We start from the raw sequence: 20154 nt of genomic DNA on the forward strand, positions 1-20154 counted from the left end.
GAAGGCGAAGGGTGACGGGCCTCTCGAAAGCCGTGTCGCCGACTGGAAGAGCTCCGCAGGAGAGCGAGCACGAGACACTCCAGGACGACGGCCGTGGAAAAGCAGCCCTTCGCTCTGCCCACGCTGTTTTGGAGGCAGAGTCGTCCCGGATCAGAGGGGCCGGCCCGCTGTAACCCCCCATTAACCGAAGCGACTACACTCGGGGCTCAGATGAGACTGCTGCTTGTGGAGGACGACGCACGCATTGCGCAGCCCACCGCCAGCGCCCTGCGCGAGGCTGGGTACGCCGTCACCTGGGCGCAGACGGGGCCGGAGGGCCTGGAGCAGGCGGCCCTGGGCGACTTTCCGCTGGTGGTGCTGGACGTGATGCTGCCCGGGATGGACGGCTTTGCGGTCGCCCGCGAACTGCGTGCCCAGGGCAGCGCGGCCGCCATTCTGTTCCTGACCGCGCGCGGCGAACTGACCGACCGGGTAGAGGGACTGGACCTGGGGGGCGACGCTTATCTGGTGAAGCCGTTTGCCATGCCTGAACTGCTGGCCACCCTGCGCGCGCTGTCGCGCCGGGAGCGGGGGCAGGGGGCGCCGCGCGTGGCCTTTGCGGCGGGACGCGGCCTGCTGGACACCGTGGCCCGCACGGTGGGCTGGGACGGGCAGGAGGTGGCCGTGACCGGGCGCGAATATGCCCTGCTGGAAACCCTGGCGCTGGCCCCCGAACGCTGGTTTACCCGTGAAGACCTGATTGACCGCGTGTGGGGCCCTGGCTTTGAGGGCGAGGCCCGGATTGTGGACGTGTACGTGCGCTACGTGCGGCGCAAGCTTGCCCCCGAGGCCATCAGCTCCGAGCGGGGGCGGGGTTACCGGGTGGAGCGCTGAAGGCGCCATGCGCCGCCTCCCCTTGCCGCTGACCCTGCGCGCCCAGCTGGCTCTGTGGGCCGCGCTGGCCACCGGTCTGGCCGTGGCCCTGGTGGCGGGCGGGCTGTATGTGGCGGTCAGCGGCTTTCTGCGGCAAGCGCAGGCGCAGCGTCTGAACAGCGCCGTGGAAGTAGTGCAGGGCCGGGTGGAGGATCTGCTGCGTCCCCACCGCCCCGGCGAGGGCGGGCCGGACGACCTGCTGCCCTCGCTGCTGGGGGTGGCCACGGTCTCGCAGGCGGACCTGGAACGCATTGCCCGTGCGGTGGACGGCGAAGGCCTGGCCCTGCGGGTGGTGGCGCTGCAGGGGGGCGAACTGCAGGCGGTGGGCACGGCGGGCTTTCCGGCGCTTTTCCTTCAAACCCTGGCGCCGGGCCTGCACGGCACCCCGGACGGCGCGGCGCTGCTGCTGGTAAGGCCGCTGCGGGGCAACGCCCTGCTGCAGATTGCCCTGGACACCCGCGCCCTGAACGAGGCCCGGCGGGCGTTTGGGCGCGCACTGACCCTGCTGCTGCCCCTGGCCGTGGCCCTGTCGCTGCTGGTGGGCTGGCTGGTGGCGGGGCGGCTGCTGCGGCCGGTGCGGGCCCTGGAACTGGCGGCCCGGACGGTGGGGGCGGGCGGCGACCTGCGCCGGCCCCTGCCCGGGGCGGGCGAGGGCGACGAACTGGCGCGGCTGGCCCTGACCCTGCAGGGCGCCTTTGCCCGGCTGGCCGATGCCCGCGAGCGCGAACAGGGCTTCCTGCGCGCCGCCGCCCACGACCTCAGAAGCCCGCTGGCCGCCCTGACCGCCCGGGTGGAAGGCAGCCTCGCCCGCGAGCGCGACGCCGAGCGCTACCGCAGCGACCTGAAGGAAATTGGCACGGACATCGCGCGGCTCTCCACCCTGGCCAACCATCTGCTGCTGCTGGCGCGCGACCCGGCGGCCGTGCAGCGCGCGCCTGTCCCGCTGCGCGAGCTGGCTGCCGACGCTGTGGACCGCGCCCGCGAGCTGGACCCCCTGGCGGATGTGGACCTGCACGCCCCGCAGGCCGTGACCGTGCCCGGCGACCGGGTGCTGCTGGGGCAGGTCATCTGGAACCTCACCACGAATGCGGTGCGCCACGCCCCAGGCGCCACGGTCACGGTGGCGGTAGAAGCCAGGGAAGGGGGCGCCGTGGTGACCGTCACCGACGACGGCCCCGGCGTAGACGCCGCCACCCTGGCCCGGCTGGGCGAGGCGTTTTTCCGCCCCGACGCCAGCCGCAGCCTGGACACTGGCGGGCACGGCCTGGGGCTGGCGCTGGCGCGGCAGGTGGCGGCGCTGCACGGCGGCACGCTGAGCCTGCGCAGCGCGCCCGGGCAGGGTTTTTGCGCGCAGCTGCACCTGCCAGCGGCCGTGCCGGCGCGTCTGGTACCCTGAGCCGCAATGAACATCCAAGGCGAAGCGCACTGGAGCGCGGTGGTGCTGGGCGGCGGCGATCCCGGCGACCCCTTCGCGGCGGCGCACGGCGTGAAGGTCAAGCCCCTGATTCCGGTGGCGGGCCTGACCATGGCCGAGCGGGTGCTGCGGGCCCTGCGCGGCAGTGGGCAGGTGGCGCGCGTGGCCTACGTGGGCCCCACCACCCCCGCCCTGGACCCCTGGATTGACGAGCGGGTCACCGACCACGGCACCCTGCTGAGCAACCTTGAGGCCGGTGTGGAGGCCCTGCGCGCCGCTGGGCTGCAGCCCGGCGAGCGGGTGCTGGTGGTCACCGCCGACATTCCGCTGCTGAGCGCTGAACAGGTGCGCGACGTGCTGCGCGCGGCCCCGGACGCCGCGCTGGTGTACCCAGTGGTGCGCCGCGAGGCCTGTGAGGCGGCCTTTCCCGGCGTAAAACGCACCTACGCCCGCCTCAAAGACGGCGTGTTCACGGGCGGCAACCTCTTTCTGCTGGACCCGGCCCTGATCGGACAGTTCCTGCCCCGGCTGCGCGAGGTGCTGGCCGCCCGCAAGGCCCCGCTGCGACTGGCCGCCCTGATTGGCCCCGGCATTCTGTTGCGGCTGGTCACCGGGCGCCTGAGCGTGGCGGCGCTGGAAGCGAAAGTTTCGGCGCTGCTGGGGGTCACGGCGCGCGCCCTGGTCACGCCGCACGCGGCGGTGGGCACCGATGTGGACAAGGACAGCGACCTTGAACTGGTGGCCCGGCACCTGACCGGGGCGGCCAGCGATCCTGCCCCGCCGCCGGCCTGAACCGCGTTCCAATCCTGACCCAGGGGGTCGGTTTTGCGCGCCTGAACGTGAAAAACGTCCAGGCATCCTCTGGGGTTTCGCCCTTGCAGCGGCCCCGTGCCGTGTGCATACTGTCCCCCATGCCTCACGTGATCGTCAGCCCCTGCATCGGTGTCAAGGACCAGGCTTGCACCGAGGTCTGCCCGGTGGAATGCATTTACGACGGTGGTGACCAGTTTGTCATTCACCCCGACGAATGCATTGACTGCGGCGCGTGCGTGCCCGCCTGCCCGGTGAGCGCCATCTTCCCCGAAGAGGACGTGCCCGGCGGCGAGGAAGAGTTTATCGTCAAGAACCGCGCTCACTTCGGGCTCTAAGGCCCCCCGCCACCTGCTGGCCCTCTCCACCCGCTGGGGAGGGCCTTCGCCTTGGCCCTTGCCGCCCTGCGCCCGGCGGGGCTAGCATGGCAGCGCTGCGCCGGAAGTCGGCGCTGAAGCTTGTGACGAACAAGGGAGGTGATGACGTGACCCCAGACCCCTTTACCCTGGACGGCGAACCGCCCAGTTTGGCCCGGCCCCTGCGAGTCTTTCTTCTGTGTCCGGAGGTCGCGTCATGCGCCGTTCCCTGTTGTGCTGCACCCTAAAGCCTTTCAATTGCCCCCGCAGTTTCCGGCCCCCTCTCACCCGTCAGGGCCGCCGTAACGGCCCTCTGTCGCTCCGGAGGCCCGCATGCTGACGTACTACCGCAGCATCGGCGGGAAGCTCACCACGCTGGACCAGTACGTGGACGGCTGCTGGATCAACGCCGCCGACCCCACCCCCGAGGAACTGGCCCGCGTCAGCCGCGAAACCGGGCTGGAGCTGGATTACCTGAGTTACCCCCTGGACCCGGATGAGCGCTCCCGCTTTGAGCGCGAAGATGGGCAACTCCTGATCATCATGCAGACGAGTTACCGCCTGCCCGAAGACAGCGATATCCCCTACGACACGGTGCCGCTGGGCATTCTGCATACCGACCACTGCCTGGTCACGGTGTGCGCCCTGCCGGAAAATCCGGTGGTCAAGGACGTGCTCAGCGGGCTGGTGCGCCGGGTGAGCACCGTCAAGAAAAACCGCCTGACGCTGCAGCTGTTTCTGCGCAACGCCCAGCGCTTCCTGATTGACGTGCGGCAGATCAACAAGCGCGTGGACACCATTGAGGACAAGCTGGAAAACAGCCAGCAGAACCGCGAACTGCTGAACCTGCTGAAACTGGAAAAGAGCCTCGTGTACTTCCTGACCGGCCTGAAGGCCAACGAGGCCATGATGGAACGGGTCAAGCGCGACCGGATTTTCGAGATGTACGAAGAAGACAGTGACCTGCTGGACGACGTGCTGATCGAGAACCTGCAGGCCATTGAAATGGCCAGTATCGCCAGCAACATTCTGACCAGCATGGCGGGCGCCTTTGCCAGCGTGATTTCCAACAACGTGAATCAGGTGGTGAAGGTGCTGACGGTGACGACCATTCTGGTGGCGATTCCCACGCTGGTGACCAGCGTTTTCGGGATGAACGTGCCCATTCCCTTCGCCGAAAATCCCAATGGCATCTGGATTGTGCTGGCCCTGGCAGTGGCCCTGGCCGGAACGCTGGCCGGCATTTTCTACCGCCTGCGCGTGCTGTGAGCGGCACGGAGGCTGATCCGGTCTGGGCCAGGATGCTGGCCGATGTCCGCGCCTGTGGCTGGCATGTCGTCATGGTGCCCGAGGACGCTGAGGGCCCAGCCTTGGCCTACACGGTCGGCTTGACGCAGACGTTCCGCCATCCAGAGTTGATTCTTTTCGGACTGCCGCTGCCCACCATGCAGGCCATCCTGAATCTGGCAGCGGCGCTGATTCGAGAAGGGCAGCGCTTTCCGGCCGGAACCCATTCAAAGCAACTGTTGGAGCAGACCGAAGTGCGGTTTGAGCAGGTCAATGCGCGGCACCATGATGAGTTTCTAGGGATGGCCCGGCGCTCTACGGGGAAGGTGCCGTTCGCCGCGCTGCAGATCATCTGGCCCAATCGGGCTGGACAGTTCCCCGGCCCCGGTCTGCCCGTTTCGGTGACCCGTCAACCGCTGCTTCAATGAAACGAACCAGAGGCTCCTGCCCCTGGCTCGCGGTGGACCGAGCGACTCAGTCCTGACTGGTGACCATCAGCAGCGCGCCCAGCAAGGCCAGATTCTTCAGAAACTGCGTCTGCTGCTGCTGGCGCTCCTTGCCGGACTTGTCCCAGAAGGGGTGGCCGATGACGCTGGTGGGGATCAGGCTGGCGGCCAGGGCGGTGGCGCTGACGCGGGGGGCCAGCCCCAGGGCCAGCAGGGCGCCCGCCCCCACCATGACGCCGCTGTTGACCTTGACGGCCAGTTCGGGTTCGGGCACCTCGGCGCCGCGCGCGGCGCGCACGATGGGTTCGGGGTGCTGCAGGTGGTCCAGGCCGCTCTTGATGAAGATGCTTGCGAGCAGCGCCCGCCCGATGAATCTCGTCACGCTCATGCCTTCTGCCCTCCTTTGAACTGCCCCGGAGTGTAGCGCAGCCCGCCCCCGGGCGGTCTTCAGAGCCCCTGAATCACCGCCAGCTGCCGGGTGATCTCGCGCATCACGTCCTGCACGGCGGCGGTGCCGGTGGACAGCAGGCGCACATATTCCTCGTGCGTCAGGGCGCCTTCCTCGGCGCCGCCCTGCACCTCCACGATCAGCCCCGCGTCGGTGGCGACCACGTTCAGGTCGGCGCGCGCGGCCTTGTCCTCGGCGTAGTCCAGGTCCACGCGCACCTCGTCGCCCAGCAGCCCCACGCTGATGGCCCCCACATTGCGCGCAATGGGCCAGTCGGTGAGTTGGCCTTTCTGAATCAGGCGGTCGCAGAAGTCGTGCAGGGCGGCGTGGCCGGCCAGAATGCTGGCCACGCGGGTGCCGCCGTCAGCCACCAGCACGTCGCAGTCCACGTACAGCGTCTGGTTGCGGAAAAACCGCAGGTCCATCCCGGCGCGCAGGGCGCGGCCCAGCAGGCGCTGAATCTCGTAGCGGCGCCCGTTTTGCAGGTTGCGCTCTCGGGCCTGCCGGTCCGTGGTGGCGCGCGGCAGCATGGAGTATTCCGCCGTCAGCCAGCCCTCTTTCTTGCCGCGCATGTGCGGCGCAGGCTTTTCTTCCAGGGTCACGGTGGCCAGGATTTCGGTGCGCCCCATGATCAGGTGCGCGCTGCCCGGCGCGTGCGGGTTCACGCCGCGCTTGACGGTCACGGGCCGGGGGGTAAGGGGGTCGCGGCCCTCGCGGGCGGGAAACTTGCTGGATTGGGGGGCAGTCATGTGTGCAGGCGCTCGATTCTGGGCGCGTGGGCCCGGTGAAGTTCTTCCCCATTGTGCATGGTTTCGGCCAGCAGCGCGGCGAAGACTGGGGCAGAGCGCGCCGGGTCGCCCGTCACGGCGTAGCGCACCGTACCGGCCGTGGTGTCGGGGGCAAGCAGCCCGGCGCCCTCCAGCACGCGGCGGGTGTGCCGCGCCACGGCCGCGCCGCTGTCCAGCAGGGCGAAGGTGTCGCCAAATTCTGCGCGGATGCTGGCGGCCAGAAAGGGGTAATGGGTGCAGCCCAGCACCAGCTGATCGGCCCCCGCCTGGGCCACCGGGGCCAGGATGTCGCGCAGCACCGCCCGCGTCTCTGCATGGTCGGCCTTGCCCGCTTCCACCAGCGGCACCAGTTCGGTGCTCACTGCCCTGAGCACCTGCACGCCCGCCGGCTCGGCCCACTCGCGGATCACATCGGCCAGCAGGGTGCCGCGCAGGGTGCCGGGCGTGGCCAGCACGCCCACCACGCCGCTGCGGGTGGCCTGCACGGCGGGTTTCACCGCCGGGACCAGCCCAATGATGGGCATGTCGAACCGTTCGCGCAGGTGCGCGAGGCTGAAGGCGGACGCTGTATTGCACGCCACCACCACGGCCCCCACCCCCTGCGCGTGCAGCGCCGTCACGGCGCGTTCGGTCAGGGCGCGGATCTCGTCGTCGGGGCGCGCCCCGTAGGGCACGTGGGCGGTGTCGGCCAGATACAGCATGTCCTGGCCGGGCAGCGTGCGGCGCAGGTCGGCCAGGACACTCAGGCCGCCCACGCCGGTATCGAACACGCCCAGGGGCGGGGGAGGGGTCATGGCTGCCAGTGTAGAAGGGCCGCCCCTCTCGCCCAAGGGGTGAGGGCTCATGCAGGGGTTTGCAAGGGGCTCGACCCCGCCTCAGCGACCCTGGGCGTGACCTCAGGGCCACTCTGGTGGGAAAGAGGAGAAGGCTCGCGGGAAACAGTGGCCCCGCCAGTTCACCTGCGCCGCCTGTGGAGTCCGGGGTGGCCCAGTCTGCCGGTCTCAGACTGGGCTGGGCGCCGCTGTCGCCTGGGCCTCCAGCGCCTGTTCGGCCCTCGCCCGCTGGCGGTCCAGGCTTTCCACCGCCGACACCGCCACCGCTGCCACCTGAATCAGTTCGGCGCGGTAGTCGTCCAGGCTGCGCGCGCCGCGCACGCTGGCCTGCTTGTCGCAGTGGGTCATCAGGGCTTCCAGGGCCGCGTTGTTCGCTTCACCCACCTCTTCCCCCAGCACCATCAGCCACACGGCGGGCTCCAGATTCTGCTCGCCCCACTTGGCCTCCTGGCGCTGGCGTTCGCGCCCCACCTCGGCCAGCACCCCCGGCGTGGCCTGGGTCATGCGCCCAGCTCCTCGCGCAGCAGCCCACCCAGGGCGCGCATGCCGGTGTCAATCTGCCCGGGCGTGGCATTGGAGTAACTCAGGCGCATGGTGTTCTCGCCGCCGCCCAGCGCGTAGAAGGGGCTGCCGGGCACGTAGGCTACTTTGCGCTCCACGGCACGCGGCAGCAGGGCCCCCGTGTCCACGCCCGCCGGCAGCGTGAGCCACAGGAACATGCCGCCCTGCGGGGTGGTGTGCTCCACCTCGGCTGGAAAGTGCTCCCCAATGGCCGTCAGCATCAGCCCGGCGCGCTCGCCGTAGGCCTGGCGCACCCGCTCGATCTGGCGGGGCAGCACCTCGTGGACCAGTTCGGCCATGATCATCTGGTTTAGCGTGGGCGTGTGCAGGTCCGAGCCCTGCTTGGCCTGAATCAGCTTGGCGATGATCGGCGCGGCGGCCTGCACCCAGGCGTCACGCAGGCCCGGGGCCAGGGTTTTGGAAAACGAGCTGGAATACACCACGTGGTTGCGGTCCGGGTCGCCGTGCAGGCGCAGGCCCAGTTCGTAGAGGCTGGGCGCCGGCTCGCCAGAAAAGCGCAGCTGGCCGTAGGGATCGTCTTCAATGACCAGCACGCCGTACTGCGCGGTCAGTTCGACGAGCCGTTGGCGGCGCTCGGCGCTGAGGGTGCGGCCCGTGGGGTTCTGGAAGTTGGGCACGGCGTACAGCAGTTTCGCCCGGCTGGTCTTCAGCACCTCTTCCAGCGCGTCCACGTCAATGCCGCCCTCATCGGTGGGCAGCTGCACGTAGCGCGGCAGGTAAGGCTGAAAAGACTGCAGCGCGCCCAGGTAGGTCGGGGCTTCGACCAGCACCACGTCGCTTTCGTCCAGCAGCACCTTGCCCAGCAGGTCCAGGCCCTGCTGGCTGCCGGTCACGATCTGCACGTTGGCGGCCGGAATGCCCGCCTGCGCACCAATCCACTCGCGCAGCGGCGGGTGGCCTTCGGTGGTGGAGTACTGCAGCGCCGCCGCGCCGGCGCGGTCCAGCACCGCGTTCGTGGCCGCGCGCACCTCTTCTATGGGAAACAGCTCGGGCGCCGGCAAGCCGCCCGCGAACGAGATCACGTCCGGGCGCTGGGTGATTTTCAGAATCTCGCGGATGGCGCTGGCGTTCATGGTGCGGGCCCGGCGCGACAGGGCGCTGGCCGGATCAAACGCGGCGGGGGAGCGGCTCATGGGGCCCATGCTACGCCGCCCGGCCGGCTTCCTGCCCAGTCGTGTGGACGCCCTGGCGGCACCCGGCCCCGCGAGCCGGTAAAGTGGGGTCGCTCACAGTGACCTGTGGGGCCGCTGGCCTCGCCTGCGCCCGCCCTGGCCACTGCTGAACACGCGCACGCTCTGCCCGGTTCCGGCGGCCCCCACGGCCGCCCCCCCCGCGCCCCCAAGGAGGCACTCACATGCTCGTCACTGGTAACGACATTCTGGTTCCCGCCCGCGCTGGCAAATACGGCGTGGCCTCGTTCAACACGAACAACATGGAGATCACGCAGGCGATCATTCACACCGCTGAAAAACTGCGCAGCCCCGTGATGGTGCAGATGAGCGAAGGCGCCATCAAGTACGGTGGTCAGGATCTGGCCAACATCGTCATTGATATTGCCCAGCGTGCCACAGTGCCGGTGGCGCTGCACCTGGATCACGGCTCCTCCTATGCGTCGGCGCTGAAGGCGATCAAGATGGGCTTTACCAGCGTGATGATTGACGCCTCGCACCACCCCTTCGAGGAAAACGTCAAGGAAACCCGGCGCGTGGTGGAAGCCGCGCACGCCATGGGCATCAGCGTGGAGTCCGAGCTGGGGCGCCTGGGCGGCATTGAAGAGCACATCGTGGTGGACGAGAAAGACGCCTTCCTGACCGATCCTGAGGAAGCCGTGCAGTTTATCGAGCAGACCGGCACCGATTACCTCGCCATTGCCATCGGCACCAGCCACGGCGCCTACAAGGGCAAGGGCCGGCCCTTCATTGACCACGCCCGCATCGAGAAAATTGCGCAGCTGACCAGCATTCCCCTGGTGGCACACGGCTCCAGCGGCGTGCCCGCCGAGATCGTGGAGCGCTTCCGCACGGGCGGCGGCGTGATCGGCGACGCGGCCGGCATTGCCGACGAGGACCTGCAGCGCGCCACCGGCCACGGCATCGCCAAGGTGAACGTGGACACCGACCTGCGTCTGGCCAGCACCGTGGCCATCCGCGAGGCGCTGAACGCCAACCCCAAGGAGTTCGACCCCCGCAAGATCTTTGGCCCCGCCCGCGACCTGATGAGCCAGATCGTGGAGCACAAACTGACCGTGCTGGGCAGCGTAGGCAAGGCCTGAGCCGCACCTTCTGAACCCCCCCTGGGCGCGCCCGCTTCCTTGACAGGGAGGCGGGCGCGCCCGGCTACCAACCACCTGACGGCCACCTGATGGGGGATTCATCTTTCTGCCGCCCGGCAGCGGTGAATTCTCACCCTGGGGGTCTATGCTCGCCAGTGCATGACGCTGGCCCGGCTCCTCTGTGCAACTGCTCTTGTGTCTGGCCTGCTGGTGGCCGGCCACGGCTTTGGGGCGTCCTCGGCGCCCAGCCCGGCGTCGCTGTCCCCCGCGCTGCTGACCAAGCTGAGCGCGTTGCTGCCGCAAACCGCGCAGCCTGTAACCCTGCTGGAGCGGCGCGCCAGTATTTCCACGGTGCAGCTGGAGGTGCAGGTGGCCAGCGCGGGCGGCGACCCGGCGGTGCTGCGCCAGATCGCCGTGAGCGCGGCGCGCGGCATCAAGCCTGTGTACGACGAGCGCCTGAACATCTCGCGCGAGGAATTCAAGAAGTACGTGGTGTTCCAGGAAACCCTGGCCTCCACGGGCAAGAGCTTCCGGCTCGCAGTCACGCGCGACGCCACCCGCGTGACCTTTGGCGACGGCCCTTCCATGAACGGCGTGCTGCGCGGGGTCAGCATTGACCTGAAAACTGGCGAGATGCGCTCCCCGGAGGGCTTTGGCGCCCGCCCCGTGCCCGTGCCGCCCAACACCGACCCTAGCCGGGGCCTGGAGGTCAGGGCTGGCTTTCAGTGGCGGGTGTTTGGCACCAACGTCGCCCAGGGCCGGGGCTTGAACGGCACCCTGAGCCTGCTGCAACTCAGCAGCGGGCGCATCGTGCTGGCCTACAACCGCATCAGCATGATGGACAACAAGGTGGGGGACCGCGCCGAGTTGATCGTGGACTACACCCGCCCCTGAGGGCGAGGCCCGGGGCGGCCCTGATGCCCGGCTGACCGCAGGTCAAGGTCTCCTCACCTTCTCTTCAGGGCACGTCACGGCCCGCCCCCTACCCTGGGCGACATGAAGAGGAATCTGCTGATGCTGGGCGCGGCCCTGACCCTGGGGGGCCTGTCTCAGGCCCACGCCGGCCGCCTGTCGCCCACCCTGCTGCAGCGCGCGCAGCAGGGCGACCAGACGCCCGTGGGCGTGATCGTGCGCTTTCAGTTCGCCAACGACGAGCGTGGTCGGGCGCAGTTCAAGAACCTGCGCAGCCAACTCAATACCCGTCTGGCGCAGCTGGGCCCGGCCGCTGGCTTTATCAACCAGGCCATCAGCTCGGGCCGGGCCACGCAGCTGTGGCTGGACCAGAGCATCTACCTGCCCATGACCCCGGTGCAGGCCCGCGCGCTGGCGCTGCTGCCCTTCGTGTCGGACGTGTTCGAGAACTTCAAGGTGCAGATTCCCAAACCGCAGCGCGCCGTGGCCCTGAGCGCCGCTGCCGCCGCGCCGGGCGAGGCGTGGCACCTCGCCAAGATTGGCGCGCCGCAGGCCTGGGCCGCCGGTTTCAAGGGCCAGAACGTGAAAATTGGCCACCTGGACAGCGGGATTGACGCAGGCCACCCCCAGCTGAACGGCAAGGTGGCCGCCTTTGCCGAATTCAACGCCGCCGGGGACCGCGTGCAGGGCGCGGCCACCCGCGACACCACCAACCACGGCACCCACACGGCGGGCCTGCTGGTGGGTGACACGGTGGGCGTGGCCCCCAGTGCCAAGGTGATCAGCGCGCTGGTGCTGCCGAACAACGAGGGCACCTTCGCCCAGGTGATTGCCGGGATGCAGTACGTGCTGGACCCTGACAACAACGCCAACACCGATGACGGCGCCGACGTGGTGAACATGAGCCTGGGCATTCCCGGCACCTTTGATGAATTCATCGTGCCGGTGCAGAACATGCTGCAGGCGGGCGTGGTGCCGGTCTTCGCCATCGGCAACTTTGGCCCGTCCCCGGCCAGCACCGGCAGCCCCGGCAACATCCCCGACGTGATTGGCGTGGGCGCCGTGGACAAGAACGGGCAGGTGGCGAGCTTCAGCAGCCGTGGTCCGGTGAACTGGACCAGCACCATCAAGGGCGTGTTCGTGAAGCCGGACATCGCCGCGCCCGGCGTGGAAATCACCAGCGCCTTCCCCAACGGGCAGTACGGCGCGCTCAGCGGCTCCTCGCAGGCCAGCCCCATCGCGGCGGGCGCTGTGGCCCTGATGCTCTCGGCCAAGCCTGGCACGGGCGTGGACGCCATTAAAAACGCCCTGTATACCAGTGCCAGCAACGCGGGCAGCAAGAACAACAACGTGGGGTACGGCCTGATCAGCGTGCCCGGCGCCCTGGGCAAGCTGGGCGTGGGCGCAGGTACGCCTGCGCCGGCCCCGACGCCTCCAGCACCCACCCCCCCGGCGCCCACCCCCACACCCCCTGCACCCACGCCTCCGGCCCCGACCCCGCCCGCGCCGACGCCCCCAGCGCCCACCCCCACGCCGCCCACGGGTCCGGCTGGTTACACCCTATGCGCCATTGAGGGCAGCAAGTGCGACTTCAGCGGGCAGAAGGACGCCGCTTTCGGTACGGCCGGCAAGTACCTGACCGGCGTGGGCACCGACGGCTTTAACTGCACCGTGGCCGAGTGGGGCCGCGACCCCGCGCCCGGCCAGCGCAAGGGCTGCTTTATCAAGGACCGCCCCGGTGCGGGCCCGGCCCCCACGCCGCCCGCCCCAACCCCCACCCCGCCCAGCAGCAGCAAGAAGCCGCGCGTGCTGCTGGTGGACGACGACATGGGCCAGGGCGCCGACGTGACGAACGCGCTGCGCGAGGCCATCAAGGCCAATGCCGTGAGCGGCGGGGCCTTCGTGTGGAACACCCAGAGCCAGGGGCAAGTGCCGCTGAGCGAACTGAAGCGCGCCGATATCGTGGTGTGGGCCACGGGTGAGCAGTACCAGAACACCATCACGGCGGCCGATCAGAACGTGCTGCGCCAGTACGTGGAGGGCGGCGGCAACCTGCTGATCACCGGCCAGGACATCGGCTACGACATTGGCACCAGCGCCTTCTACACGGGCGTGCTGAAGACGCGCTTTGTGGCCGACAGCAGCGGGCAGGCCAAGTTCGTGACGCGCGGGGCGTTTGGCAACACCGCCTTTACCCTGAATGCGGACAGCAGCGCCAAGAACCAGTACTACCCCGACGTGATCGCTGACCAGGGCAGCAGCAGCGTGGTGGCCTCGTGGGGTACGGCCAACGCCACGGCCGGCACGATTACCGCCCAGAGCATCCGCGTGGACCCCAACCGCAACCGCGCGGCCCAGAAGGTGCAGGACCCGCGCGGGCTGGTGGAGCAGATCGCGGCCAACCTGATCGGTGGCATTCTGAACCAGATTCTGGGCGGCAACACCCAGGCCCAGACCCGCAACCAGCCGCGCGTGAGTGCACAGAACGCCGGTGAAAACGCCGGGGCCATCGTGGCGAACGACGCGGGCAAGTACCGCACCGTGACCATGGGCTTCGGGCTGGAGGGCCTGACCCCCAACAGCCGCAACATCCTGATGAAGACCGCCTTCGACTGGCTGATGAAGTAAAAGCGGTGGTCTGAACGCAGAAACTGGAGCCGCCCCGGGATATCCCTGGGGCGGCTTTGGCGTGCATCAACAAGGTGCTCGGCAGCACGGGTGGCGGTGAGGGGCTCTGGGGTCCAGCGGTTGAGCCTGGCTTGGGCGGTTCCCCTCTTCCTTCCCTCAAGGCTGGCTGTGGAGTTTGTGCGGCTGGCCTTTCTGGTTTTCCCATGCGGCGCTGTGGGGCAGCTTTTACCTTCAAACCATGCCGACCCTCAAAGACATCATGACCCGCGACCTCACCACCACCGACCCCCGCGCCACCCTGAAGGAAGTCGCCACCCTGATGCGCGAACAGGACATTGGCAACGTGCTGATCATGGACGGCGAGACCCTGCAGGGGATCATCACTGACCGCGACATCGTGGTGCGCGCCGTGGCCTACGGGCACGACCTGGGCAGCGTGGCCAGCGACTACGCCACCGGGGGCGTGTTTACCCTGGAGTCGGACACCGATGTGCAGGACGCCGCCCGCCAGATGGCCCAGCGCCAGGTGCGCCGCCTGCCGGTGACTGAAAACGGTCAGGTGGTGGGCATCGTGAGCCTCGGCGACCTCGCCACCCGCACTTCTGGCGGCGCGGACGAGCAGGCGCTGCAGGGCATCAGCCAGCCCACGATCTGAACCCAAACAAGCAGGCCACCTCTCCCGTTATTCAGGAGAGGTGGCCTGCTTGTGGGTGAAGGGGCGCCCGCTTCTACAGGACTCGTCCGATGACAGAGCAGAGTGGGAAGAGCGCAGGGATGCTTCTCAATTGCCGTAGCCCTGTCCGTTCATCACTCTGCGAGTCCGCTTACTCCTCGCCCTGCGTACCGGCTTAGCCCAGGTCGCGCAGCTTGCGGTACAGCTCTTTTTGCTCCTCGGTCAGCTGCGAGGGCACGGTCACGTTCAGTTTCACGTACAGGTCGCCGCGTGTGCCGTCCTTGCGGGGCCAGCCCTGGCCGCGCAGGCGCATGCGGCGCCCGCCACTGCTGCCCGGGGGAATGCTGAGGTTCCCCTTGCCAGAGAGCGTCTGCACCGTCACGTCGCCGCCCAGGGCCGCCACCGGAGCAGGCACGTCGACGCTGGTGGTCAGGTGGTCGCCGTCCAGGTCAAAGCGGGCGTCTTCCAGCACGCGGATGGTCAGCAGCACGTCGCCGCCGCCGGGGCCCTGGCCCGCCAGCCGCAGCCGGGCGCCGTCGCGGGTGCCGGCGGGCACGCGCAGCGACAGGCGCTTGCCGTCCACGTTGATCACCTCGTCCGAGCCCTGAAAGGCTTCTTCCAGCGTGACCTGCAGCTCGCCTTCTACGTTCTGCACAAAGCGCCGCCCCTGCCCGGCGCCCCCTAAGCCCCCCAGCAGGTCTTCCAGGTTCACCTGCGCGCCCTGGAAGCCGGGCCCCGGGCCGCCCCCACGCCGCCCGGCTTGGCCGAACAGCCCCTGAAAAAAGTCGCTGAACTGCCCCGGGTCAAACCCCGAGAAGTCCCCGCCCTGAAAGCCGCCTGCGCCGGGCCCCGCGTAGCCGGGGGGCACCTGCCCGGTGTGCCCGAACTGATCGTACACCTTGCGCTTTTCCGGGTCCGAGAGCACCGCGTAGGCCTCGCCAATCTCCTTGAACCGTTCGGCGGCTTTCTCGTCCCCGGCGTTCTTGTCGGGGTGGTACTGCTTGGCCAGCTTGCGGTAGGCACTTTTAATGTCCGCGTCAGACGCGCCGCGCGACACGCCCAGCACGTCGTAGTAATCCTTGTAGGCCATGAACACCTCCTTTCAGTCGGTGGGTCTAGGGGTCAGAGGGTCGAAGGGTCTAGAGATCAGCCGGGCCCAGCTTGTTCAGCACAGCTTTCAGGCCATATGCACTGGCGATGTCCAGGGCGGTATGGCCGCGCTTGTCGCTGGCATCCGGGTGGGCGCCGTGCGAGAGCAGCAGGTCCAGCACATCGGTGCGGGGGGCGCGGCGGCCGGTCTGGTAGGCCAGTCCTTCCACATCTACGGTGTGCAGCAGCGGCGGCCAGTAGCGGGGGTCGTTGGCGTCGGCGCCCTTTTTCAGCAGCTCGCGGACAAAAGCGGGCGGCGCGTCCCGGTCAATGGCGAGGTTCAGCAGCGGCAGCCGCTCGCGCTCGGGCCAGAAGTTCACGTCGTGCACAAAGGCCAGCAGGGTGCGCAGATCGGTCTCGGCGGCGCCGTGGCGCAGCGCCCAGGCCAGGGCCTCGTGCGCCCGGGTCTGGCTGGGCGCGGGCAGGTCGGCGCTCAGGGTGCCGGCCTTCAGCGCCGCAATCAGCGGATTGGCGTCTTCGCGCCGCACCAGCTTCAGGTACTCGCCCTCCACCTGCTCGCGTGCCCAGCCCACCTTGCGCAGAAACTTCAGGCTGCTGCCCACGCTGGGGTTGGCCTGGAAGCACTTGACAGGAATGCGCCGCGCCAGTTCCTCCCAGCCGTATTCTCCGTGCAGGTGCGTCACCAGCCGCTCTAGCGTCACGCCATGCAAGGGGTCGCGGGCCGCTGATGGCTGACGCTCCTGCTTTTCTCCATCACCCATCAACGGTCCTCCCCATCACGCTTTTTTGCTCACGACCACGCGGGCCGGGCGCACCAGCCGGTCCCCCATACGGAAGCCCACCTGGTACACCTGCACCACGACGTCGTCCTGCTCGCCGTCCACCACCTGCAGCGCCTCGTGCCACTGGGGGTCAAAGGCCTCGCCTTCCTTGCCGGTGGCTTCCAGGCCCAGCCCCGAGAACACGCCCAGCACCTTGCCCTGCACGGCCTGCATACCGGGAATCAGCTTGGCGGGGTCGGCGGCGCCCATGCTCACGGCGCGGTCCAGGTCGTCGTAAATGGGCATCAGGGCCTCGGCGGCCTTGCTGACGCCCTGCCCCTGGGCGGCCTGCACGTCGTCCTGGGTGCGGCGGCGGTAGCTTTCGAAGTCGGCGGCGAGGCGGGCGAGCCGGTTTTTCAGCTCGGCGTTCTCCTTTTCCAGCTCATCGGCGCGCTGGAGCTTGTCCATCATTTCCTTGACCTGGCCCAGCATGCCTTCGTCCATGCCGTCCAGGCCGGGGAACGCCGTGTCCTGGTCTTCATCCATGTTGTCGGTGTCGGTTTCGGGCACGTCCAGTTCGGTCTCGGTGCCCTGAGTGTCGGTGTCAGGCGTCTGGCCGGGTTTGTGTTCGTCGGTCATCTTGGGGCCTCGCTTTCGGAACATTGGTTCCAGAGTAGTGGAGTGGAAGAGGGGAGAGGCGGCGCGCTGGCCGTCCTCTCCCGGGAGAACCCCTCCGCCCCTTCGGGGCACTTCCCCTGAGAGGGGAGGCAGGGGGGCTGTGTCGTCTCCCCTGGGCGGGGAGCGGTCGCCGCAGGGCGACTGAGGGGTGGCCTTATTCCGCCGGCTTGAAGTCCGCGTCGATCACGTCGTCGTCGGCCTTGTTCGCCTGGGGCTGGCCCTGGGCGCCCGCGCCGGCGTCCTGCCCCTGCGCACCGGCCTGGGCGGCCGTCATGAAGCTGCGCAGTTCCTCTTCCAGCCGCTTCTGGGCGGCCTCGATCTTGGCGTCGTCGTCGCTGCGCACCGCTTCCTCGGCCTCGTCAGCGGCGGCTTTGAGCTTGTCCTTGGCGTCACCTGCGGCGCCTTCGTTTTCCTCGATCTGGCCCAGGGCCTGCACACGCATGGAGTCGAGGTTGTTGCGCTTCTCGACGCGCTCGCGGCGCTTCTTGTCGGCCTCGGCGTTCTGCTCGGCTTCCTTCACCATGCGCTCCACATCGCTCTTGTCCAGCGTGGTGGTGTTCTCGATGCGGATGCTGGCTTCCTTGCCGCTCTGCTTTTCCTTGGCGGTCACGTGCAGAATGCCGTTGGCGTCGATGTCGAAGGTCACTTCGATCTGGGGCTGACCGGCGCGCATGGGGGGAATGCCTTCGAGCTTGAAGCGGCCCAGGCTCTTGTTGTCGGCGGCCATGGGGCGCTCGCCCTGCAGCACGTTGATCTCCACGCCGGGCTGGTTGTTCTCGGCAGTGGTGTAGATCTCGGTCTTCTTGGCGGGGACCGTGGTGTTGCGGGTGATCATCGGCGCGATCATGCCGCCCTTGACCTCCACGCCCAGCGTCAGGGGCGTGACGTCGACCAGCACAATGTCGCCCAGCGCGCTGTCGCCCTGAATAATCCCGGCCTGCACGGCGGCGCCCAGCGCCACGGCTTCGTCGGGGTTCACGGACTCGTTCGGGGTCTTGCCCACGATGTCCTGCACGATGCGCTTGACGGCGGGAATGCGGGTGGAGCCGCCCACCAGAATCACTTCGTCAATCTTGCCCGCGTCCAGCTTGGCGTCCGCCAGGGCCTGCTCGACGGGCTTGCGCACGCGGCGCAGCAGGTCGGCGGTCAGTTCCTCAAACTTGGCGCGCGACAGGGTGCGCTCCAGGTGCATGGGGGTGCGGGTTTCGGGGTCGAAGGTGATGAAGGGCAGGCTGATGGTGGTCTCAGAGGCGTTGCTCAGCTCGATCTTGGCCTTTTCGGCGGCCTCGATCAGGCGCTGCAGGGCCTGCTTGTCCTTGCGCAGGTCGAAGGAGTTGTCCTTCTGGAATTCGCCGGCCAGCCAGTCCACGATGCGCTGGTCGAAGTCCGCGCCGCCCAGGTGGGTGTCGCCGGAGGTGGACTTCACCTCGAACACGCCGTCACCCAGTTCGAGGATGGTCACGTCGAAGGTGCCGCCGCCCAGGTCGAAGACCAGCACGGTCTCGTTGCCCTTGCGCTCCAGGCCGTAGGCCAGGGCAGCGGCGGTGGGCTCGTTGATCACGCGCAGCACGTTCAGGCCCGCGATCTCACCGGCCTGCTTGGTGGCTTCGCGCTGCGAGTTGTCGAAGTACGCGGGCACGGTGACCACCACGTCCTTGATCTTCTCGCCCAGCTTGGCGCTGGCGTCCTGCACCAGCTTACCCAGCACCTCGGCGCTGACCTGCTCGGGGGCGAGGTCCTTGCCGTTCACTTCAATACGCACGGAGCCGCCGGGACCTTCTTTCACGGTAAAGGGGCTGCGCGCGGCTTCTTCTTTCACCTCGTCCCAGCGGCGGCCGATGAAGCGCTTGACTTCAAAGAGGGTCGCGGCGGGGTTCAGGGCGGCCTGGCGGCGGGCAATCTGGCCCACCAGCCGCTCGTCGCCCTTGTAGGCCACAACGGAGGGGGTGGTGCGCGCGCCTTCGGCGTTCACGATCACTTCGGGGCGACCGCCTTCCATCACGGCGATCACGGAGTTGGTGGTACCAAGGTCAATTCCGACTGCTTTGGGCATGTTGACTCCTGTAAGTATGGGGATTTGCCGCCATGTGGGCAGCAGTTCTGACTGCCATCAATCATAGGGCCACAGTTCAGGAGTGTCAATAGAGTTGAGTGCAGTGCGCTCAAGTTTAGGGCGGGTGAAGAGGGAGCCAGGTCTGGCAGGTGGGGGTTACAAAGGGGGCGGGCCTGTTGGGGCCGGAGGCAGGGACGTCAGAAGCCGCGTGGGATGGTTGAGCTGTTTCTCCGGCCCCAACCGCTCACAAGCAGGTCTGTTCAGGGATGGGTCACGAAGTACAGAAATTCGCCCGTGGCCCGCCCAGCCAGGAAAATGGCCACCCCAGACGCGATCACAAGGAGGGGCAGCCGCAGGCGCGACAGCTGCGGGTACCGGGTCAGCAGTTTTGAGGAGGCTTCGAGAAGGAACTTCACCCCCGCAGCTTAGCGGCGAGCAGGGAAGGGCCGCCTGGGTTCCCTCTGCCTGGCCTGTCTGCTCTGCCGCCGCAAACCTGCCTTGGCGCTGAAACCCCTTTACCCCAGTTCCTGAAGGGGCACCACCGCTGCCACATTGCCCACAATGCGGCCTGCATGCCAGCGCGGGGTGCCGGTCACCACCACGTCCACCAGCACCCCGTCGGGGCGGCGCAGGCGGGTGCGGTAGGACGAACTCTGGCCGCCCCGGCGCTCGGCACGGGCCGCCTGCAACCGGGCATGGTCCTCGGGCAGCGTGAACTCAAAGGGCGTGCGGCCCAGCACGCGCTCCGGGGTGGTCCCCAGCAGCTCGGCGTAGGCGCGGTTCACGTACACAAAGCGGCCGTCCTCGTCGGTGACCGTCAGGCCGTGTTCCACGCTTTCCATCAGCTGCCGGGCAAAGGCGAGTTCCTCGGCGTAGGATTCCTGCAGCAGGCGGTGGCCGCGCACCATGCGCACGATGCGCGGGGCCAGCCACGCGGCAATCAGTTGCACCGCCACCAGCGGTCCCAGCACCCAGAACGCCTGCGGGCGCGGCACCAGCCACACCACCAGAAAACTGTTCAGGGCCAGCAGGGCGAACAGCAGGTACGCCCAGCGCAGCTCCAGCAGCCCCGGTCTCATGGCCGGTGTGGACCGCCTGGATGGGAAACAAGGGGCCGGGCCATGCGGGCGCCCGGCGGCAGGCCAGACCCACGCCGGAAGGAAAGCGACAGCGCCGCAGCCCGCTCCATGC

21 protein-coding genes are annotated in these 20154 nt (G+C 68.6%); 10 read left to right on the top strand and 11 right to left on the bottom strand.

Features of this window, described 5'->3' with window-relative positions:
* Positions 1–210 precede the first annotated feature (210 nt).
* The 6 genes from KMW22_RS13155 to KMW22_RS13180 all read left to right on the top strand — a co-directional run bounded on the left by KMW22_RS13155 (position 211) and on the right by KMW22_RS13180 (position 5207).
* The gene (locus KMW22_RS13155) at positions 211–873 is read left to right on the top strand and encodes a response regulator transcription factor (protein WP_221090501.1); all 663 of its coding nucleotides are present in this window, start codon (positions 211–213) and stop codon (positions 871–873) included.
* 7 nt (positions 874–880) lie between these two features.
* Positions 881–2308, top strand: coding sequence for a sensor histidine kinase (locus tag KMW22_RS13160; protein WP_221090502.1), 1428 nt, complete (start codon positions 881–883; stop codon positions 2306–2308).
* Positions 2309–2314: 6 nt separating this feature from the next.
* The gene (locus tag KMW22_RS13165; protein WP_221090503.1) at positions 2315–3118 is read left to right on the top strand and encodes a nucleotidyltransferase family protein; all 804 of its coding nucleotides are present in this window, start codon (positions 2315–2317) and stop codon (positions 3116–3118) included.
* Positions 3119–3237: 119 nt separating this feature from the next.
* A complete protein-coding gene (locus tag KMW22_RS13170) occupies positions 3238–3474 on the top strand; it encodes a ferredoxin (RefSeq protein WP_084050657.1) in 237 nt (78 codons plus the stop codon).
* A gap of 351 nt (positions 3475–3825) precedes the next feature.
* Positions 3826–4761 carry a magnesium transporter CorA family protein gene (locus tag KMW22_RS13175; RefSeq protein WP_221090504.1) on the top strand — a complete coding sequence of 312 codons (936 nt, stop codon included), beginning with the start codon at positions 3826–3828 and terminating at the stop codon, positions 4759–4761.
* Between the two features lie 32 nt (positions 4762–4793).
* Positions 4794–5207, top strand: coding sequence for a DUF4262 domain-containing protein (locus tag KMW22_RS13180; protein WP_221090505.1), 414 nt, complete (start codon positions 4794–4796; stop codon positions 5205–5207).
* 46 nt (positions 5208–5253) lie between these two features.
* On the opposite strand, the gene KMW22_RS13185 is transcribed toward KMW22_RS13180, so the two are convergent.
* From KMW22_RS13185 to KMW22_RS13205, 5 genes are all read right to left on the bottom strand, one after another.
* Positions 5254–5613 carry a DoxX family protein gene (locus KMW22_RS13185; RefSeq protein ID WP_221090506.1) on the bottom strand — a complete coding sequence of 120 codons (360 nt, stop codon included), beginning with the start codon at positions 5611–5613 and terminating at the stop codon, positions 5254–5256.
* 59 nt (positions 5614–5672) lie between these two features.
* Entirely contained in the window at positions 5673–6422 is a 750-nt protein-coding gene (gene rph / locus KMW22_RS13190) for a ribonuclease PH (RefSeq protein ID WP_221090507.1), read from the bottom strand.
* Positions 6419–7255 (bottom strand): glutamate racemase, encoded by an 837-nt coding sequence (gene murI / locus KMW22_RS13195; protein ID WP_221090508.1) that lies wholly within the window; start codon positions 7253–7255, stop codon positions 6419–6421. The genes rph and murI overlap by 4 nt, the downstream gene beginning before the upstream one ends.
* A gap of 207 nt (positions 7256–7462) precedes the next feature.
* On the bottom strand, positions 7463–7798 hold the full coding sequence (locus tag KMW22_RS13200; RefSeq protein WP_221090509.1) for a nucleoside triphosphate pyrophosphohydrolase family protein: 336 nt from the start codon (positions 7796–7798) through the stop codon (positions 7463–7465).
* Positions 7795–9009, bottom strand: coding sequence for an aminotransferase-like domain-containing protein (locus KMW22_RS13205; protein ID WP_221090510.1), 1215 nt, complete (start codon positions 9007–9009; stop codon positions 7795–7797). The genes KMW22_RS13200 and KMW22_RS13205 overlap by 4 nt, the downstream gene beginning before the upstream one ends.
* Positions 9010–9230: 221 nt before the next feature.
* Here KMW22_RS13205 and fba point away from each other — a divergent pair, with 221 nt between their 5' ends.
* From fba to KMW22_RS13225, 4 genes are all read left to right on the top strand, one after another.
* Positions 9231–10148 (top strand): class II fructose-1,6-bisphosphate aldolase, encoded by a 918-nt coding sequence (fba, locus tag KMW22_RS13210; RefSeq protein ID WP_221090511.1) that lies wholly within the window; start codon positions 9231–9233, stop codon positions 10146–10148.
* A gap of 159 nt (positions 10149–10307) precedes the next feature.
* A complete protein-coding gene (locus KMW22_RS13215) occupies positions 10308–11042 on the top strand; it encodes a hypothetical protein (RefSeq protein WP_221090512.1) in 735 nt (244 codons plus the stop codon).
* A gap of 102 nt (positions 11043–11144) precedes the next feature.
* Positions 11145–13688: a S8 family peptidase gene (locus KMW22_RS13220; RefSeq protein ID WP_221090513.1), complete on the top strand. Its 2544-nt coding sequence runs from the start codon at positions 11145–11147 to the stop codon at positions 13686–13688.
* A 238-nt stretch (positions 13689–13926) separates the two neighbouring features.
* Positions 13927–14343, top strand: a complete 417-nt coding sequence (locus KMW22_RS13225; RefSeq protein ID WP_221090514.1) for a CBS domain-containing protein — start codon at positions 13927–13929, stop codon at positions 14341–14343.
* Positions 14344–14536: 193 nt separating this feature from the next.
* Here the strand turns inward: KMW22_RS13225 and KMW22_RS13230 are convergent, their stop codons facing one another.
* The 6 genes from KMW22_RS13230 to KMW22_RS13255 form a co-directional block, all read right to left on the bottom strand.
* A complete protein-coding gene (locus KMW22_RS13230) occupies positions 14537–15451 on the bottom strand; it encodes a DnaJ C-terminal domain-containing protein (RefSeq protein ID WP_221090515.1) in 915 nt (304 codons plus the stop codon).
* A gap of 49 nt (positions 15452–15500) precedes the next feature.
* Positions 15501–16232 (bottom strand): VF530 family DNA-binding protein, encoded by a 732-nt coding sequence (locus KMW22_RS13235; protein ID WP_221090516.1) that lies wholly within the window; start codon positions 16230–16232, stop codon positions 15501–15503.
* A gap of 15 nt (positions 16233–16247) precedes the next feature.
* Positions 16248–16895, bottom strand: coding sequence for a nucleotide exchange factor GrpE (locus KMW22_RS13240; protein ID WP_407928446.1), 648 nt, complete (start codon positions 16893–16895; stop codon positions 16248–16250).
* Positions 16896–17064: 169 nt separating this feature from the next.
* Positions 17065–18963, bottom strand: a complete 1899-nt coding sequence (gene dnaK / locus KMW22_RS13245; RefSeq protein ID WP_221090517.1) for a molecular chaperone DnaK — start codon at positions 18961–18963, stop codon at positions 17065–17067.
* Between the two features lie 260 nt (positions 18964–19223).
* Entirely contained in the window at positions 19224–19379 is a 156-nt protein-coding gene (locus KMW22_RS13250; protein ID WP_221090518.1) for a hypothetical protein, read from the bottom strand.
* Between the two features lie 99 nt (positions 19380–19478).
* Positions 19479–20042, bottom strand: coding sequence for a PAS domain-containing protein (locus KMW22_RS13255; RefSeq protein ID WP_221090519.1), 564 nt, complete (start codon positions 20040–20042; stop codon positions 19479–19481).
* Positions 20043–20154: the final 112 nt, after the last annotated feature.

The organism is Deinococcus aquaedulcis (assembly GCF_019693445.1).
In the GTDB taxonomy this organism is placed as follows: Bacteria; Deinococcota; Deinococci; order Deinococcales; family Deinococcaceae; genus Deinococcus; species Deinococcus aquaedulcis.